At 41.7% G+C, this 3,665-nt stretch carries 3 protein-coding genes; all 3 read right to left on the bottom strand.

Going from position 1 to position 3,665, the window contains the following annotated elements:
* Nucleotides 1–897: MiaB/RimO family radical SAM methylthiotransferase (locus LD39_RS17550; protein WP_035550770.1), on the bottom strand; the 897-nt coding region annotated here is incomplete at its 3' end.
* A 157-nt stretch (nucleotides 898–1,054) separates the two neighbouring features.
* Nucleotides 1,055–2,230 (bottom strand): glycine C-acetyltransferase, encoded by a 1,176-nt coding sequence (locus LD39_RS17545; RefSeq protein ID WP_035550767.1) that lies wholly within the window; start codon nucleotides 2,228–2,230, stop codon nucleotides 1,055–1,057.
* A 21-nt stretch (nucleotides 2,231–2,251) separates the two neighbouring features.
* Nucleotides 2,252–3,292, bottom strand: a complete 1,041-nt coding sequence (tdh, locus tag LD39_RS17540) for an L-threonine 3-dehydrogenase (RefSeq protein WP_197061452.1) — start codon at nucleotides 3,290–3,292, stop codon at nucleotides 2,252–2,254.
* Between the last annotated feature and the right edge of the window lie 373 nt (nucleotides 3,293–3,665).

The following is a 3,665-nucleotide window of genomic DNA, read 5'->3' as shown; positions in this document are numbered from 1 at the left end:
CATCAGATCACCCAAGCCATATTCGATATCCAAGTCTTTTCCGTATGCATTGACGTTTTGACCGAGAAGAGTAACCTCTTTGTACCCTTGAGCGGCTAAGTGCCGTACTTCCTGTATAATATCTTTCGGAAGACGGCTCCTTTCTTTTCCGCGAGTGTAGGGTACGATACAGTACGTACAGAATTTGTCACAACCATACATAATGTTGACCCAGGCCTTGATTTTGCCCTTACGTGAACGCGGCAGGTTTTCAATGATGTCGCCTTCTTTAGACCACACATCTATGACCATCTCTTTGCCGAACATCGCTTCTTTTACGAGTTGAGGAAGTCTATGAATATTGTGAGTCCCGAATATTAAGTCGATAAACGGATGTTTCTTAAGTATGCGATTAACAACGGATTCCTCTTGAGACATACATCCACATACTCCGATAATCAAGTTCGGATTTTCCATTTTCAACGGCTTCAAGTGGCCGATTTCTCCGAACACTTTATTTTCAGCATTTTCTCTGATTGCGCATGTATTCAAAAGGATGATATCGGCTTCTTTGGTGTTCGAGGTAGACTCATACCCCATTTCTTCGAATATACCGGCCATGACCTCAGTGTCATGTTCATTCATTTGACACCCGTATGTGCGGATCATATATTTTTTCCCTTTACCGGATTGGTCCATATCTTCAGGAATCTCAAAGTCGTATAGGACATCGGTTTCTTTTCTCTTCCGACGTTGAGCATCCCTCATATTTGGCGGCTGGTAAGTGGTTTCAAAATATTTCATGAAGTCTTCACTTGTTTTTTGTTTGATACGATTCAAGTTTTCATCTTCAGAGAGCGATTCCTCAGGTCCTCCCTGACGAATTTGCGACATTTCTTTTCGTTGCTGCTCGTTCATTACGATCTCCTTTCAAACCGTGCCTTCTAACTGTACTATTATATCAATTTTCACACAAAATTTTAAGTAGTAATTGCGATACCATCACAAATCGTACCAGTTTTACAAATAAAAAGCCACCATGATGGTATACATCATAGTGGCCGGTCAATCAAAATTACAGGATATTCAACTTCTTACCGACTTTTTCAAAAGCATCAAGTGCCTGCTGCAATTCTTCTTTAGAATGTTCTGCCGTAACAATCGTACGGACTCTACCTTTTCCACGCTGTACGGTCGGGAAGACGATTCCCTGAGCAAACACTCCTTCTTCAAACAATTCATCTGAGAATTTGTGTGTAAGCGCATCGTCACCAATCATGACAGGAGTGACTGGCGTTTCGCTAATTCCCGTGTCAAAACCGAGGGAATTTAAGCCATCTTTGAAGAATTTCGTGTTATCCCAAAGTTTATCAATCAGCTCAGGTTCGTTCAGAAGAACATCAATGGCTGCATCATTAGCAGCTGTCACTGCAGGTGGATGAGACGTACTGAACAAAAACGGGCGTCCTTTATGGATCAAATATTCCCTCAGCGTCTTCGTACTGGCCACATATCCACCCAAGACTCCGATCGCCTTACTTAACGTACCTACTTGAATGTGAACGCGTCCATCTAATTTGAAGTGATTTACAGTCCCTCTTCCATTGTCGCCAAGCACCCCGCTGGCGTGAGCATCATCGACCATGATCAAAGCATCATATTTTTCTGCAAGCTCAACAATTTCTGGTAAAGGAGAGATATTTCCATCCATAGAAAATACTCCGTCAGTTACAACCAGTCGTGTTCTGTAATCTGAACTTGCTTTCAGTGCTTCTTCTAGAGAATCCATATCAACGTGTTTATAAATTTTACGATCTGCTTTTGTCAAGCGGATTCCGTCGATGATGGAAGCGTGATTCAATTCATCAGAAATCACGACGTCTTCTTTTCCTAAGATAGAAGAAAGGACACCCTGATTCGTAGTGAAGCCGGACTGGAATACAAGGGCAGCTTCCGTGTGCTTAAACTTAGCCAGTTTCTCTTCAAAATCTTCGTGCATTTTAAGCGTACCAGCAATTGTACGCACAGAGCCTGTTCCAACACCGTACTCTTCATTTGCGCGTGCTGCTGCCTCTTTCATTTTAGGATGAGAGGTAAGTCCAAGGTAGTTGTTCGAAGACAGCTGAATGACTTCTTTTCCTTTGATCTTCACTTTTGATCCTTGCGCGGATTCTAAAGGAATCAGTTGTCTAAAGGTACCTTCCTCTTTCATTTCGTCTAATTGTTGTTGTAAGTATTCAAAGCCCTTCATATAAAAAATCCTCCTCAAGTTTTATGGGTGTAGTACAACTTTTCCACATTTTCCTTGATTCATCAATTCGAAGCCTTTTTCAAACTCTTCAAGCTTCAAATGATGAGTGATCATCGGTTTTACATCGACTTGGCCAGAGTGCAGCAAACGCGAAACCTGCTGCCAAGTTTCATACATTTTGCGTCCAGTAATACCTTGAACCTCGACTCCTTTAAATACGATATCATTGGTTACATCGAGGCTTACTCTTTTTGTTGGAAGGCTGAGAATGGAAACTCGACCGCCATTCGTTATCATTTTAAAGCCTTGATCCATCGCAACGGGATGACCACTCATTTCACAAACGACATCAACCCCATGGCCATTCGTCAAAGTTTTTGCTTTTGCTACTGGATCTTCCTCTCCTGAATGAATAGCAGTCGTAGCTCCCATCTCTTCAGCTAATTGCAATCGGTATGAATTCAGATCAAATGCTAACACTTGGGATGCCCCTGCGGCTTTGGCAACACCAACGGCCATCAAACCAATAGGACCACAACCGATGATCGCAACTGATTTTCCAGCGACATCACCGTTTAGGACTGTATGTACAGCATTCCCCATTGGTTCTTGAATAGAAGCGATATCGGTGGGTAAGTTGTCAGGATTCTTCCAAAGATTACTGGCTGGAAGCGCTACATACTCCGCAAAACAACCCTGGGTGTCAACACCGATAATTTTAGTATTTTCACAGATGTGGAATTTACCCGTCAAGCATTGGGGACAATGTCCACAAACCAAGTGTGTCTCTGCACTGACATAATCTCCTATAGAGAAGTTGTTTACTTTTTCGCCAACTTCTACGATTTCTCCTGCAAATTCGTGACCAAATACATATGGAGGATTTACGCGGCTCGCAGACCACTCATCCCAGTTATAAATGTGGACATCTGTTCCACATATGGAAGTGGCTTTAACTCTAATCAATACTTCATCTTCTCGAACGGAGGGGATATCGACTTCCTTTAATTCCGCTCCTACTCCTCTATGATGTTTTACAATTGCTTTCATTGTTCCATTCACAGTGAACACTCCTAATTTGATTTAAAACCTCTGTAATAACAATATTAACATGATTTCAAATAATCGCAAGAGACCCTGTCCACTGTGAAAGGACATGTGAATATGGTATACAATTAATAAAAGTTGTCTATCTTATCAACCGTTCTACTACTAGATGCTCTATGTAAAAGATTATCAAAGCTTTAGTGGATGCTATTAATAAGAGAATGTTTATTCCGGAAATAAATATCTCTAAACCAAGTCTTCACCAAACGTGCAGTTATCTGGAAGACTCGATTTCGAGATATTTGTCAGCCTGTTTCCTTTATTAGGCAGAATTAGGAGGTCCTGGAAATCACTCGCTTTCCGTGGGCATGTGGTGAGCTTCCTCAGA

Origin of the sequence: Halobacillus sp. BBL2006 (genome assembly GCF_000786645.1) — a bacterium.
Classification (GTDB): Bacteria; Bacillota; Bacilli; order Bacillales; family Halobacillaceae; genus Halobacillus.
Note: the sequence above shows the minus strand (reverse complement) of the source record. Positions and strands in the feature narration are given on the sequence as shown.

Excerpts from the sequence above, each read along its gene's own strand:
- LD39_RS17545 (WP_035550767.1), bottom strand. The coding sequence starts at position 2,230 with ATGAAGGGCTTTGAATACTTACAACAACAATTAGACGAAATGAAAGAG.